11 protein-coding genes and 1 tRNA gene are annotated in these 13,242 nt (G+C 70.2%); 5 read left to right on the top strand and 7 right to left on the bottom strand.

Annotated elements, in window-relative coordinates:
- Window positions 1-11: 11 nt before the first annotated feature.
- Both ACGFIM_RS23320 and ACGFIM_RS23315 read right to left on the bottom strand, forming a co-directional pair.
- Window positions 12-218 carry a hypothetical protein gene (locus ACGFIM_RS23320; RefSeq protein ID WP_393203480.1) on the bottom strand — a complete coding sequence of 69 codons (207 nt, stop codon included), beginning with the start codon at window positions 216-218 and terminating at the stop codon, window positions 12-14.
- A gap of 509 nt (window positions 219-727) precedes the next feature.
- Window positions 728-799, bottom strand: a tRNA-Arg gene (locus tag ACGFIM_RS23315).
- Window positions 800-915: 116 nt separating this feature from the next.
- On the opposite strand from ACGFIM_RS23315, the gene ACGFIM_RS23310 reads away from it, so the two are divergent.
- On the top strand, window positions 916-1,305 hold the full coding sequence (locus tag ACGFIM_RS23310) for a response regulator transcription factor (RefSeq protein WP_393203478.1): 390 nt from the start codon (window positions 916-918) through the stop codon (window positions 1,303-1,305).
- Window positions 1,306-1,325: 20 nt separating this feature from the next.
- Here the strand turns inward: ACGFIM_RS23310 and sigJ are convergent, their stop codons facing one another.
- Window positions 1,326-2,297: an RNA polymerase sigma factor SigJ gene (gene sigJ, locus ACGFIM_RS23305; protein ID WP_393203476.1), complete on the bottom strand. Its 972-nt coding sequence runs from the start codon at window positions 2,295-2,297 to the stop codon at window positions 1,326-1,328.
- A 307-nt stretch (window positions 2,298-2,604) separates the two neighbouring features.
- Between sigJ and dnaE the strand changes: the two genes are divergently transcribed.
- Window positions 2,605-6,159, top strand: coding sequence for a DNA polymerase III subunit alpha (dnaE, locus tag ACGFIM_RS23300; RefSeq protein ID WP_393203474.1), 3,555 nt, complete (start codon window positions 2,605-2,607; stop codon window positions 6,157-6,159).
- A gap of 90 nt (window positions 6,160-6,249) precedes the next feature.
- Here the strand turns inward: dnaE and ACGFIM_RS23295 are convergent, their stop codons facing one another.
- The 3 genes from ACGFIM_RS23295 to ACGFIM_RS23285 all read right to left on the bottom strand — a co-directional run bounded on the left by ACGFIM_RS23295 (window position 6,250) and on the right by ACGFIM_RS23285 (window position 9,183).
- The gene (locus tag ACGFIM_RS23295) at window positions 6,250-7,755 is read right to left on the bottom strand and encodes an MFS transporter (RefSeq protein ID WP_393203472.1); all 1,506 of its coding nucleotides are present in this window, start codon (window positions 7,753-7,755) and stop codon (window positions 6,250-6,252) included.
- On the bottom strand, window positions 7,752-8,195 hold the full coding sequence (locus ACGFIM_RS23290) for a MarR family winged helix-turn-helix transcriptional regulator (protein WP_393203470.1): 444 nt from the start codon (window positions 8,193-8,195) through the stop codon (window positions 7,752-7,754). The genes ACGFIM_RS23295 and ACGFIM_RS23290 overlap by 4 nt, the downstream gene beginning before the upstream one ends.
- Before the next feature lie 157 nt (window positions 8,196-8,352).
- A complete protein-coding gene (locus ACGFIM_RS23285) occupies window positions 8,353-9,183 on the bottom strand; it encodes an alpha/beta fold hydrolase (RefSeq protein WP_393203468.1) in 831 nt (276 codons plus the stop codon).
- 126 nt (window positions 9,184-9,309) lie between these two features.
- Here ACGFIM_RS23285 and ACGFIM_RS23280 point away from each other — a divergent pair, with 126 nt between their 5' ends.
- Window positions 9,310-10,167: an SAM-dependent methyltransferase gene (locus tag ACGFIM_RS23280; RefSeq protein WP_393203466.1), complete on the top strand. Its 858-nt coding sequence runs from the start codon at window positions 9,310-9,312 to the stop codon at window positions 10,165-10,167.
- 382 nt (window positions 10,168-10,549) lie between these two features.
- Here ACGFIM_RS23280 and ACGFIM_RS23275 read toward each other — a convergent pair whose 3' ends face one another.
- A complete protein-coding gene (locus ACGFIM_RS23275) occupies window positions 10,550-11,107 on the bottom strand; it encodes an NADPH-dependent FMN reductase (protein WP_393203464.1) in 558 nt (185 codons plus the stop codon).
- 131 nt (window positions 11,108-11,238) lie between these two features.
- Between ACGFIM_RS23275 and ACGFIM_RS23270 the strand changes: the two genes are divergently transcribed.
- Both ACGFIM_RS23270 and ACGFIM_RS23265 read left to right on the top strand, forming a co-directional pair.
- Complete coding sequence (locus tag ACGFIM_RS23270) at window positions 11,239-12,237, top strand: cupin domain-containing protein (protein WP_393203462.1); 999 nt, start codon at window positions 11,239-11,241, stop codon at window positions 12,235-12,237.
- A gap of 80 nt (window positions 12,238-12,317) precedes the next feature.
- Complete coding sequence (locus tag ACGFIM_RS23265; protein ID WP_393203460.1) at window positions 12,318-13,238, top strand: hypothetical protein; 921 nt, start codon at window positions 12,318-12,320, stop codon at window positions 13,236-13,238.
- The last annotated feature ends 4 nt before the right edge of the window (window positions 13,239-13,242 follow it).

Here is a 13,242-nt window from a genome sequence, read left to right as displayed (position 1 = left end):
TCGGGGTCCGGTCACGCGAGGGAAGAATCCACACGAACATCCAGGGTTTCCGAGCCTTCGATTCTCCCGACCGTCACGTACAGCGTCTTCCCGTCTCGCTCCACCTCAACGCCTGCGACGAAAGCAGCACCAGCGTCTTCATGCGCCGGAATCGTCTTCCGCCATCCGTTCGCCAGGAAAGGATCGAGCAGCTGCGCGATATCGGTGCCGAGATCCATCACTCCGAACCACGACGAAGAACACCAGCGTGAGGTGACCGGCGATTCCCGCCATGGCCCGGGCGGTAAGTCACGTGGCGCGGAGCCGATCACATCCGACGATCAAGCTAGTGATGCTGCACCTCACCCGGCGAGGACCACGTTATGGGCTCCGGCTTCAACTCCAGCGGAGGCATGACGCTCCGCCAAAAACGCCTGATCGCGCTCTTTCGAAGCCGGCCCTCCTCATCCCCCTTCAGCCGGAGGAGCGAGCTTGGACATCCCCCGATCGCCCTCCGGCGAGGGGGCGGTGGCGCTGATGGTCTGCACGTCCCGCGGGCCGGCCGAAGGCCGCGCGCCCTTCCGTACCGGCAGCGGCTCCGGACGGGGCGGCAGCCACGCGATCACGGGCTCGCTCCCCACGCCCAGGACGGCCACCGGCTGCTCCGCGACCGGGTCGCCGGCCGACCGGCGACTTCCCCGAAAAGCAGAAAGACCTACGTTTCCGCAGGTCTCGGTCATACCGTGAGTGCCCCCTGCAGGATTCGAACCTGCGCACCCGGCTCCGGAGGCCGGTGCTCTATCCCCTGAGCTAAGGGGGCTCAACAGGTGATAAGGCTACCAGCATCCGGGGACCACTACGCACCAGATAACACTCCATGAACGCATCACGCGAAAACCACGCGTGACCTCCCAGCTACCGGTTAGCTTTGCGGCCGTGGGCGAGGCTCTTGGGAAAGTACTGGTCGTAGACGATGACGAGGTCATCCGTCAGCTCATCGCGGTGAACCTCAACCTGGAGGGGTTCGAGGTCGTCACCGCCACCGACGGGCAGGACTGCCTGGATCGGGTGCTGGACGTGAGGCCCGACGTCATCACGCTCGATGTGATGATGCCGCACCTGGACGGGTGGACGACGGCGCAGCGGCTGCGGTCGGACGAGGCCACCAGGCACATCAAGGTGGTGCTCATCACGGCGCGGGCGCAGGACGATGACAAGCTGCGCGGCAAGGGCATCGGGGTGGACGCGTATCTGACGAAGCCGTTCGACCCGGCCGAGCTGATCCAGGTGGTGCGGGATCTGGCGGCCGGGGCGGTCAAGAAGTGACCTCCAGCCGGTCCGGCACATCATCCAAACCAGCCGGACCGGCGGTGTGCTCCACATCTGCCGGGCCCTCGCGGTGACGGCTGGTCGGAGGCGGTCCACGCCGTCAGCTTGTCGGGGTTGCGTACGGCCCAGATGTCCGTGATGCGGTCTCCCGCCACCTCGAACGCGAGCACCGCCAGCGTCTTGCCGTCCTGCTCGGCCACCAGCCCCGGCCGGCCGTTCACCATCCGCTCGGTGAACGCCAGCCCCGGCGTCATCTCCATGATCTCCAGGGCGTGGCGGGCGATCGCCTGGGCGCCCCTGATCGGTTCGAGCCTGGCCGGGACGCGGCCGCCGCTGTCGGCGGTGAGGGTGGCGGCGGGGTCGAGGAGTCCGATCAGCGCGGCGATGTCCTGAGTCTCCCACGCCTGCTTGAAGTTCCTGACCACGCCGGCGCGCTGCGCGTTGGTGGTGGCGGGCCGCTGGGCGGCGGTGATGCGGCGCCGGGCGGAGGTGGCGAGCCGGCGGCAGGCGGCGGGGGTGCGGCCGACGATCTCCGCGACCTCGGTGAAGGGGTAGCGGAAGACGTCGTGCAGGATGAACGCGACCCGCTCGGCCGGGGTCATCGACTCGAAGACGACGAGGAAGGCCATGCTGAGCGACTCGTCGAGGGTGACGCGGTCGGCGGGGTCGGCGGTGCCGTCGCCGGTGGTGATCCAGTCGGTACGTTCCGGCACCGGCTCGGGGATCCACTCCCCCACGTAGCGCTCGCGGCGGACCCTGGCCGAGCCGAGCAGGTCGAGGCAGATGCGCCCGGCGACCTTGGTCAGCCACGCGGCCGGCACCTCGATGGCCTCCTGTTCCTCGCGCGACATGGCGTACCAGCGGGCGTAGGTCTCCTGGACGACGTCCTCGGCGTCGGACAGGGAGCCGAGCAGGCGGTAGGCGAGGCTGATCAGATGGCGGCGCTCGCCGACGACGGCGGCGAGGCTCGGGTCGGACGGACTGGTCATCGGCATGGTCCCTCGGTACGGCGGTCCTTCACCAGGATGACGACGCAGGGGCCGCGGATGTGAGGCTCACATTTCCCTCTGCTGCGTCGTCGGAGTCCCGTAGGTCCACGTATCCGAGGAAGGAAGCGTCATGTCCGCAGTCGAGCGGGGGCGGTCGCGGCTGCCCGGTCCCGCAAGGTTCATCCCCGAGGTGGGGGGCGATGGCGAGGGCCCCTCATGAACGGGCTCCGTTGCGGCGCTTCGAGTGGCGCCTGGGACGGCATAGGGTCGGTGGGGTAGATCTGGCGAGGCGAGGTTAGGGGACCGGGTGAGCAAGTCGTTCGTGCACCTCCACGTGCACACCGAATACAGCATGCTCGACGGCGCGGCGAAGATGAAACCGCTGTTCAAAGAGGCCGAGCGGCTGGAGATGCCGGCCATCGCGATGAGCGACCACGGCAACATGTTCGGCGCGTACGAGTTCCAGAAGGTCGCATCGGGCTCCCCGGTCAAGCCGATCATCGGCATCGAGGCGTACGTCGCGCCGGAGAACCGCTTCGTCAAGAAGCCGGTCTTCTGGGGCCAGCGCGCCGAGACCGGCGTGGCCGACGCCGAGGGCGGCAAGGACGTCTCGGGCGGCGGCCGGTTCACCCACATGACGATGTGGGCGAAGGACGCGGACGGGCTGCGCAACCTGTTCCGGCTGTCGTCGCTGGCCAGCTTCGAGGGCTACTACTCCAAGCCCCGCATGGACAAGGACCTCATCTCCCAGCACGCCTCCGGCATCATCGCCACGACGGGCTGCCCGTCCGGCGCGGTGCAGACGAGGATCCGCCTCGGCCAGTACGACGAGGCCGTCAGAGTCGCCGCCGAGTACCAGGAGATCTTCGGCAAGGAGAACTACTTCCTGGAGCTGATGGACCACGGCATCGACATCGAGCGCGAGGTCCGCGAGGACCTGCTGAGGCTGGCCAAGCAGCTCGGCATCCCGCTGCTGGTCACCAACGACTCCCACTACGTCACCGAGGACCAGGCCGACGCGCACGACAGCCTGCTGTGCGTGGGCGTCGGCAAGAACAAGGACGACCCCAACCGCTTCCGCTTCAACGGCTCCGGCTACTACCTCAAGTCGGCCGAGGAGATGTACCGCCTCTTCCCCGAGCTGCCGGAGGCGTGCGACAACACGCTGCTGGTCGCGGAGATGATCGGCGACCACGGCGAGGTGTTCGCGCACGTCGACCGGATGCCCGACTACCCCGACGTGCCCGAGGGTGAGACGCAGGAGTCGTGGCTGCGCAAGGAGGTCGAGCGCGGCCTGGAGATGCGCTACGGCTCTCCCATCCCGGACGAGGTGAGGGAGCGCTACGAGACGGAGATGAAGGTCATCGGCCCGATGGGCTTCTCCTCGTACTTCCTCGTGGTGGCCGACATCTGCAGGTACGCGCGCGACAACGGCATCCCGGTCGGCCCCGGCCGCGGCAGCGCCACCGGCTCGATCGTCGCGTACGCGACCCGCATCACCGAGCTGGACCCGCTGGAGCACGGCCTGCTGTTCGAGCGCTTCCTCAACCCCGAGCGCATCAACCCGCCCGACATCGACCTCGACTTCGACGACCGCCAGCGCGACCGCATGGTGGCCTACGTCACCCAGAAGTACGGCAGCGAGTACACCGCCCAGGTCAACACGTTCGGCACCATCAAGGCGAAGGCCGCCGTGAAGGACGCGAGCCGCATCCTCGGCTACCCGTTCGCCATGGGCGACAAGATCACCAAGGCGATGCCGCCCGACGTCATGGGCAAGGGCGTCCCGCTCGCCGACCTGTTCAACGAGGACCACCCCCGCTACGTCGAGGGCACCGAGATCCGCGCCCTCTATGAGTCCGACCCCGACGTGCGCAAGGTCATCGACACCGGGCGCGGCATCGAGGGCCTGATCCGCGGCACCGGCGTGCACGCGGCGGCGGTCATCCTGTCGTCGACGCCGCTGCTCGACCTGATCCCGATGCACATGCGGGACAAGGACGGCGTGGTCATCACCGGGTTCGACTATCCGTCCTGCGAGGACATGGGCCTGGTCAAGATGGACTTCCTGGGCCTGCGGAACCTCGGCATCATCGACCACGCCATCCAGATCATCAGGCAGAACCGCGGCATCGAGCTCGACACGCTCACCATTCCGCTCGACGACGCCACGACGTACCAGCTCATGGCGCGGGGCGACACGCTGGGCGTGTTCCAGCTGGACGGCGGGCCCATGCGCTCGCTGCTGAAGCTGATGGAGCCGACCCGGTTCGAGGACATCGCGGCCGTGCTGGCCCTCTACCGGCCCGGCCCGATGGCGGCCAACGCCCACACCAACTACGCCCACCGCAAGAACGGCCGCCAGGAGATCGAGCCGATCCACCCCGAGCTGAAGGAGGCGCTCGACCCGATCCTCGGCCCCACCTTCCACCTGCTCGTCTACCAGGAGCAGATCATGGCGGTGGCGCGAGAGCTGGCCGGCTACTCCCTCGGCGGCGCCGACCTGCTGCGCCGCGCCATGGGCAAGAAGAAGCCCGAGATCCTGGCCAAGGAGTTCGAGAACTTCCAGGCGGGCATGCGCGGCAACGGCTACTCCGACGAGGCCATCCAGGCGCTGTGGGACGTCATGCTGCCGTTCTCCGGGTACGCGTTCAACAAGTCCCACACCGCCGGCTACGGCCTGGTCGCGTACTGGACCGCCTACCTCAAGGCCAACTACCCCGCCGAGTACATGGCGGCCCTGCTCACCTCCGTCGGCGACGACAAGGACAAGGCGGCCGTCTACCTCGCCGAGTGCCGCAAGATGGGCATCCAGGTGCTGCCGCCCGACGTCAACGACTCCCAGCTCGACTTCGTCGCCGTCGGCGACACCCAGGTCCGCTTCGGCATGGGCGCCGTGCGCAACGTCGGCGAGAACGTCGTGGACGGCATCATCAAGGCCCGCACCGACAAGGGCCGCTTCACCGACTTCAACGACTTCCTCGCCAAGGTGCCGCTGACCGCCTGCAACAAGAGGGTCATCGAATCGCTCATCAAGGCGGGCGGGTTCGACTCGCTCGGCCACCCGCGCAAGGGCTTGATGATGATCCACGAGCAGGCCGTCGAGTCCGTCATCGACATCAAGAAGAACGAGGCCCACGGCCAGGACTCGCTCTTCGGCGGCCTCGCCGACGACGGCGACGACGAGATCTTCACCATCGCCGTCCCCGACGGCGAGTGGGACAAGAAGACCAAGCTCGACTTCGAACGCGAGATGCTCGGCCTGTACGTGTCCGACCACCCCCTGGCCGGCACCGAACGCCTGCTCGCCCGCAATCGCGACACCACCATCGCCGACCTGCTCGACAGCGGCCGCGAGGACCGCGGCGACGTGCAGGTCGCCGGCCTGGTCACCAAGGTCGACCGGCGGGTCAACAAGGCGGGAAACACCTGGGCGATCATCACCGTCGAGGACATGGACGCCGCCATCGAGTGCCTGTTCTTCCCGCGCAACTACGAGCTGTACGGCCCCGAGCTGCGGCCCGACATCGTGGTGTCCGTACGCGGGCAGATCAACAACCGCGACGGCGCGATCAGTGTCTTCGCCCAGGACATGACGCTCATCGACGTCTCCGGCGTCAACAGCGAGAACGGCGCGCCGATCACGCTGCAGATGCGGGAGGAGCGCATCACGCCCGCCCTGCTCGACGAGCTGCGCCAGGTGCTCAAGACCCATCAGGGGCAGGTGCCGCTGCAGATCAACCTGCGGCGGCCGGCGGGCAAGACGATGGTGCTGGCGCTGCCGGAGTGGCCGGTCAACGCGGCCCCCAGCTTCGCCGCCGACATCAAGGCCCTCCTCGGCCCCGAGTCCATCTCGCTCTGACCGCCCCGGCCGCCCCGCCTGTCCCCCGCTGGGGACGGGCGCGGGAGGCCGGGTGCGCCCGCTGTCGGAGGGTGGGGACCGGGCCGGTGGTCAGGTGCCGATGCGGCCGAGGGCACGGTCGGCGAGGATCAGGGAGAGCAGCAGGGCGGCGACGGCCGCGAGCAGCAGGCTCAGGCCGTGCAGGCCCGCCGTGGTGGCGCCGTGGCGGTAGAAGGCGGCGTTGGCGGCGGCGGCCAGCAGCGCGCCGATGTACATGAACGTGCGCAGCAGCCCGGCGGAGGAGCCCATGCGGGCGGGGTCGGCCTGGGCGTAGAGGGCGTTCTGGTTGCCCAGACCGATGAGCCCCTGCGAGATGCCGAGGACGCCGCCGATGAGCAGGAGCAGCCAGACCGGGCTGGAGGCGTGCAGGCCGAGCAGGGCGAGGCAGCCGGCGATCTGGGTGAGGGCGCCGACCACGAGCTTGGCGCGCACCTTGGCGCTCCTGCCGGCGATCGCGGTGGCGATGATCGCGGTCGCCGACAGGGGCAGCAGGAGCAGCCCCGCGTGCGACGGGCTCAGCCCGCGGCTCTCTTCCAGCCACTGGCTGAAGGCGTAGAGGAAGGCGTAGCTGGTGGTGAAGGCCAGCACCTGGCGTCCGTACGTGGCGAGCAGCGCGGGGTTGCCGCGCAGCACCCGCAGGTCGATGAACGGCTCCGCGCGGCGCAGCTCCCACCAGGCGAATCCGCCGCCCAGCACGGCCGCCACCGCCACCAGGTAGAGGTGCGCGCCGCCGGGCTCCATCAGAAAGAGCATGAACGCGGTGAGCATCCCGGCGAACCCCGCCATCCCCGGCAGGTCCAGCCCCTGACCCGGACTGGTGCGCAGGTCGGAGCGCTTGGGCAGCAGCAGCGTGCCCAGCACCAGGCAGGCGAGGGCGAGCGGCACGTTGACCGCGAAGATGAGGTGCCAGCCGCCGAGTCCGATGAGCAGGCCGCCGAGCGTGGGGCCGACGACCGAGATGACCTGGTTGGAGATCGACAGCAGGGCGAGCACGCCGCCGGGGTTCCGCAGCCCCGTGCGCTCTGCCTCGCTGCGCAGCAGGAACATCGAGGCCGGGTACGCGGCGCAGGTGCCGAGGCCGAGCAGCACCCGCGAGACGATGAGGACGCCCAGGTCGGGCGCGAACATCGCCATCGTGCCCGCGATGCCGACCAGCGCGGTGCCCAGCAGGTAGAGCAGGCGCGGGCCGTACATGTCGACGAGCCGCCCGATCACCGGCTGGCCGACGGCGGTGGCGAGGTAGAGGCCGGAGATCAGCCACGCCGTCTCCGACGGCGGCGCGCCGAAGGCCGCGCCGATCGGGATCAGCGCGACGGCGAGCATCGACGAGTTGATCGGGTTCAGGATCGAGCCGAGGATCATGGGCGCGATCAGCCGCCGGTCGAAGCCCCGCCGCCCATTCCGCGACCGGCCATGCGCCCGCTGCTCGGCCTCACCGGCGCCTTCCGGCCGGCCATGCTCCGGCTCTCCGGGGCCGTCCGTACCGCCCCACCGGCCATGCTCCGGCTCTCCGGGGCCGTCCGCGCCGCGCCGCGTCTCTCCGGCTCCCTCCTTCACGAGTGTGCGACCTCGTCCAGCAGGGCCATCGCTGTGATGACGGCGCGGATCTGCTCCTCGCCGCCCCGCTCGCGCAAGGCTGCGGCCAGCCAGGCTTGGCGGGCCTCTCTGTCGCCCTGGCGGCGGGCGGTGCCGAGGTCGGTCAGTGTGATGACCAGGCGGCGGCCGTCTGCGGGGTCGGGGTTGCGTTCGACCAGGCCGGCCTGTTCGAGGGAGGCGACGATCTTGGCCATCGACTGCGGCCTGACGCGTTCTGCGGCGGCCAGTTCGCTGGCGGAGGCGGGGCCGTGCTTGGCGATCCGGGTGAGGACCGACGACTGCGCCGGGGACAGACCGCCCTCCGACGGCAGGGCCTCCAGCCTGCGGCGCAGGCGGCCCAGCACCACCCACACCTCGGCCGCGGCCCGCGACGCAAGGTCCGATTCATCCCCGAAAGTCACCTTTTCACCCTAAAATGGGCAGCCTGAGCTGTGCAACTGAGGGTGTTCAGTTCAGGCTGCCCATCGGAGGCCCGACGAGAAAGGGCTCGTCCACCGAGCTCGGACCAGAAGGTCCTCGCGCAGACGGGCTCAGGCGGGAAGGTCCTCGCAGACGGGCTCAGGCGGGAAGGTCCTCGCGCAGGAAGGACGTGACGGCGGCCAGCCAGCGTTCCGGCTGGTCCACGTGGGCCATGTGGCCGGCCTCCTCCAGGATCACCGCGCGGGCCGACGGAATGAGCGCGCTCGCCTCCTCGGCCAGGGCGGCGGGGAACGTCATGTCCTGCCGGCCGTGCAGCAGCAGGATGGGCACGCCCAGCCCGGCCAGCCGCCGGGCGGCGTCGTCGATCCGCGCGGACGGCAAAGACCCCGCCTGCCAGGCGCGCAGCCACTCGCCCGAGAAGCGTACGGCGGCCAGGCGCTCGCGATAGCCGTCCAGCATCTCCGCCCGCCACACGTCGGCCTCGGCACCGGCGTACGCCGCCGCCCTGGTCAGCTCGGGCCCGGTCAGCGTGGACTCCGACCACACGCGGCGCTCGGCGGCCGTCCGGCGCTCACGCTCCGCCCAGCCGTCGTAGGCGTCCTTCGGCACCGGCGGCACGCTGCTCGACGCGATCACCAGGCGGCGTACGCGACCGGGCGCGAGCACGGCGAGCCGCTGCGCGAGCAGGCCGCCGTAGGAGAACCCGAGCACGTCGGCCCGCTCCAGGCCGAGGGCGTCGAGCAGCGCGACGAGGTCGCCGGTCGCGGCTTCGGGCGTGTAGTGGTGGGGACCCAGGCCCCGAGTGGAACGCCCGCATCCCCGCAAGTCCGCAAATATCACATCGTGGTGGTCGGCGAGCCGGACCAACGGCTCCCGCAGGTAGCTGTGGTCCCAGTCGGGTCCGCCATGGATCACCAGCAGCGGCTCGCGTCCAGGCCCCGGACCGGTCCTGGCCACGAAGATCCGCACCTGCGGATCTTTGCTGACTTCAACGCGATCCTCCGCAATCATCCACTTCTGCCGTTCGACGCCCCGCGTTACGATGCCGTTGATCTCCGAGTCAACCACCATGAGTCGGCCGACGTTTGGGGTGCCATGGGTGAGAACGGAAAGATCACGGAGCTGAGCGACGCCGGCGACCCCCCGGTGCCGCCCGGGATCGACCCGACCGTCCCCAGCATCGCCCGCGTCTATGACTACTTCCTCGGCGGCAAGGACAACTACGCGGTGGACCGCAAGGTGGCCGAGGAGGCGCTGAAGATCGCGCCGGATGCGCGCGAGGCGGGCAGGGCCAACCGCACGTTCCTGCGGCGCGCCGTCGAGTACATGACCGCCGAGGCCGGCATCCGCCAGTTCCTCGACCTCGGCTCCGGGCTGCCGACGCAGGGCAACGTCCACGAGATCGCGCAGGCCATCGCCCCCGAGGCGCGCGTGGTGTACGTCGACAACGACCCGGTCGTGCTGGCCCACGGCCGGGCGCTGCTGGCCACCAACGACGTCACCACCGTCGTCGAGGGCGACATCCGCAGGCCCGCCGAGATCCTGGAGCACCCCGAGGTGCTGAGGTTCATCGACTTCGGCGAGCCGGTCGGGATGCTGCTGGTGTCGGTGCTGCACCACGTCCACGACGACGAGGACCCCGACGGGATCATGGAGCGGTTCCGCTCGGTGCTCGCGCCGGGCAGCCACCTCGCCATCGTGCACTTCCACAATCCGGGCGACGAGCACCCCGAGGCGTCCAAGATCGCGCTCGAGGCCGAGCGGGACTTCAACCGCAACCTCGGCACCGGCCGCTGGCGCAGCCGCGCGGAGATCGCCGGGTACTTCGGCGACATGGAGCTGATCGAGCCCGGACTGGTACCGCTGGCGGACTGGCGTTCCGAACCGGAAGACCTCATCCGGCAGGACGTGACCCGCTACAACGTGCTGGCCGGCGTGGGTCGCCGCCGCTGACCGGCCCCACCACTGACCGGCCCCACCACTGACGGGCCCCCGCCACTGACGGGCCCCCGCCACTGACCGGCGCCACAGCGCGGCACCGCGCCCCCGCGCACGCCGGCCCCGAGCCGGTGCGCCCTGCCCCCTCCTCCCTGTGGCAGGGCGCACCTCCTCCCCCCTGCCCGCCGGGCAGGACACTGTCCCGCAGCTCGACCGCGCCCGGCCCGGCGGGGGTCCACGGTGCTCCTGATGACCGGTGTCGGGCGCGGCCTGCCCCTTACGAGGTCGTCGGGGGTTTCGGCGAGTGCGGCGATGCCGGTGCGCTCCCGGACCGATCCTGTCATCAGGATCGTTTTCCGTAGAGGGGGCGACTGGCCGGATAGATACGTCTTCGCCGTCATCCTCTCAGCGGCCGCAGCGCGGACCCCCACGCGAGCAGCTGGTCGAACATGAGGTTCAGCCGCTCCTCGTGCTGAGGGGCGGGCCGGAAGTCGGTGAAGTTCTCGAAGTCGGTGGCGACGGAGAGCGCGACGTACGCCTGCACGGTCGCCACCTGCACCGTGGACAGGATGTCGCGCAGGTGCCCGACGGAGCGCACGCCTCCATCGACCCCGTAGCTGACGAAGCCGGCCGCCTTGTTCGCCCACTCGTTGAACAGGAAGTCGATCGCGTCCTTGAGCGCGCCCGGGATCGAGTGGTTGTACTCGGGTGTCACGAACACGAACGCGTCGAGCGGTGCGATGGCCGCCGACCAGCGCTTGGTGTGCTCGTGCTGGTAGACGCCGGCGGCCGCCGGAGTCTGCTCGTCCAAGTGGCGCAGGTCGAAGTCCCGCAGGTCGAGCAGGCGGTATTCGGCGTCGCCGCGCTTGGTCGCAAGCTCGTGCACCCAGCGCGCCACCGCCTCGCCGTTGCGGCCTGGCCGTGTGCTGCCCACGATGATGCCCACCTTCGGCATGTCAGCGTTCCTCTCAGTTCCTCTCAGCAAGGTGTCGGTACGCCGACCACCGTAGGCGGGGGATGGTGAGATGCTGAATGCCTGGAAGTCCACGATTTATACGTCATCGTCCACGGGTCTAGACTGCTCGCATGGATGTCCTGAGCGACGTGGTCGCCCTGATGCGGACCGGCCGGCCGCTCTCCGCGCGCATCTCCTGGCGCGCCCCCTGGGCGCAGACGTTCCCCTCCGCGCCCGGCTCGGCGAGCTTCCAGATCGTGCTGCGCGGCTCCTGCTGGTTCGTCCCCGGCGACGGGGAGCCCATCCCGCTCAGCGTCGGCGACGTGGTGTTCCTTCCGCACGGAGACTCGTACGGGCTCACCGACGATCCCGAACGCCCCCTACCGCCGCCCACCGGCTGCAACCACCACGACCCCGCGCTGTTCACCTCGGCCGGGGTCGGCGGCAGCGGAGCGGAGACCGTCACGCTCGTCTGCGGCTATCAGCTCGATCCCCGCCTGGCGCACCCCGTCCTGCGCACGCTGCCCCCGGTGATCCATCTGACCGCGACGCTGGGCTGTCACCCCGAGCTGCGAGCGGCGGTCGAGCTGCTGGCCGGGGAGATCGACAACCCGCGCCTCGGCGCGGACACGATCGTGACGTCCCTGCTCGACGCGGTGCAGCTCTACGTGCTGCGCGCCTGGTTCACCTCCAACGAGGTCTGCACGTACGGGGGCTGGGCCGCCGCGCTCGCCGACCCGGCCGTCGGGCGGGCGCTCGACGCCATGCACCGCGCACCCGAGCGCCGCTGGACGGTCGAGTCGCTCGCCTCCCAGGCGGGCCTGTCGCGTGCCGGGTTCGCCCGCCGCTTCACCGAGCTGGTGGGGCAGCCGCCGCTTTCGTACCTGACGTGGTGGCGGCTCGCCACGGCGGCACGGCTGCTGATCGAGTCGGACGCGCCGGTGTCGGAGATCGCCGCGCGCGTGGGTTACGGCTCGGAGTTCGCCTTCGGCAACGCGTTCAAACGCGAGTACGGTCTCGCGCCCGGCAGGTTCCGCCGCCGCCACGCCCTGGCCCCCGCCGCCACCGGCGACGCGCCCTGGATTCAGGAGGCGGAGCGGCGCGGCCCAGCCTCGTCGACGGGGTCGTAGCGGACCCGAACCATCGCCGCACGATGACAATTAGTGGGGTATTTGGGGCTTATGGTGATGATCTGCACCAGAATGGGGGGATGGCATACCCTCCACAGCCGCAGCCCCAGCAGCCCGGCCCATGGGAAGGCGCACCCGGCCAGGGGGCGCCGCAAGGGTACGGCCCGCAGACACCCACCGGCCCCCGGCCCCCGGCCCAGCCCACCCAGCCGGGCCCGCCCACGCCGCCCGCCTACGGTCAGCAGGACTACGGGCCGTCACCGTACGCCCAGGGCGGTCCCCCGTCCGGACCCGCGGCCTCCCGGCCCGGCGGCGCCGGCACCGGCACCAAGGGCGCGGCGGTCGTGTTCACGCTCATCGGCCTCACCACGGCGGCCATCATCGGCCTTGTCATCTACTTCTTCGTCTCGCTCAAGGACGAGACCGGCGAGGTCGCCATGCCCACGTCCCGGCCGAGCACGGCGCAACCCGACCGAACCGGGCCTCCCCCGGAGACGAGCACCCCGGCCCCCACACGTGAGACGGCGCCGCCCCGCGCCCCCCTCACGGCCGACGAGTTCGGCGACTGGAACTTCGCGCTCGACGGGGTCAGGTTCCAGGCGAGCAAGGTCGCCGGCTGGACGTACGACACGTGCACCCCTGTGGACGGCAATGAGCGGGTGCTGCGCGCGAACGGGTGCCGGCGCGCGGTGCAGCTCGCGTACTCGGCCTACAAGGGCCACCTCAAAGCGCTGGTGCTGCTCATGGCGTTCCCCGACGAGCAGTCCGCGAAGTCCGCCGCCGACCGCCTGGCCGAGCTCTCCTCGAACGCGGTGCGGTGGCGCCGGGACCATACGCACGCCGACTACGTGTACGGCAAGATCCTCAAGGGGGCCTCCAAGAAATACGTGGTCGTGACGATCGTGACCGCCGACAAGACGGCGAGCAAGCGGGCGCAGAGCTTCCACGGGCACCTGCACGCCGACCACAAGGCCTATTTCCTGTGGCGCGACATGAGCTGATCAG

This window comes from Nonomuraea sp. NPDC049309 (genome assembly GCF_043196965.1).
GTDB classification, from domain to species: domain Bacteria; phylum Actinomycetota; class Actinomycetes; order Streptosporangiales; family Streptosporangiaceae; genus Nonomuraea; species Nonomuraea fastidiosa.
The sequence above is the reverse complement of the archived record's forward strand: the minus strand, read 5'-3'. Positions and strand labels throughout refer to the sequence as shown.

Coding starts and splice junctions, on each gene's coding strand:
- ACGFIM_RS23265 (WP_393203460.1), top strand. CDS start 12,318: ATGGCATACCCTCCACAGCCGCAGCCCCAGCAGCCCGGCCCATGGGAA.
- ACGFIM_RS23320 (WP_393203480.1), bottom strand. CDS start 218: ATGGATCTCGGCACCGATATCGCGCAGCTGCTCGATCCTTTCCTGGCG.
- sigJ (WP_393203476.1), bottom strand. CDS start 2,297: ATGACCAGTCCGTCCGACCCGAGCCTCGCCGCCGTCGTCGGCGAGCGC.
- ACGFIM_RS23280 (WP_393203466.1), top strand. CDS start 9,310: ATGGGTGAGAACGGAAAGATCACGGAGCTGAGCGACGCCGGCGACCCC.
- ACGFIM_RS23275 (WP_393203464.1), bottom strand. CDS start 11,107: ATGCCGAAGGTGGGCATCATCGTGGGCAGCACACGGCCAGGCCGCAAC.
- ACGFIM_RS23270 (WP_393203462.1), top strand. CDS start 11,239: ATGGATGTCCTGAGCGACGTGGTCGCCCTGATGCGGACCGGCCGGCCG.